General features: G+C 58.3%; 1 tRNA gene. It reads left to right on the forward strand.

The window, feature by feature from the left end:
- Positions 1 to 80: 80 nt before the first annotated feature.
- Positions 81 to 156, forward strand: a tRNA-Glu gene (locus HMPREF2886_RS16500).
- Positions 157 to 283: the final 127 nt, after the last annotated feature.

The raw sequence follows: 283 nt of genomic DNA on the forward strand, positions 1-283 counted from the left end.
GAGGTCGACGGTTCGATCCCGTCTAGCTCCACCACATTCCAAGGCCAGCATCGCTGGCCTTACTTTTCGAAGGTTTCATTGTCCCCTTCGTCTAGTGGCCTAGGACACCGCCCTTTCACGGCGGTAACAGGGGTTCGAGTCCCCTAGGGGACGCCACTTCATGTTCATCCGTCCCAGCAATGGGTGAACGTGTCGATGACCGGAAGGTTGTCGAAGCGATCGGAAGATCGCCCGCCTGATGGCGAATTCGGGGCTATAGCTCAGCTGGGAGAGCGCTTGCATG

The sequence above is a fragment of the Pseudomonas sp. HMSC066A08 genome (assembly GCF_001813025.1).
Lineage (GTDB): Bacteria > Pseudomonadota > Gammaproteobacteria > Pseudomonadales > Pseudomonadaceae > Pseudomonas > Pseudomonas aeruginosa.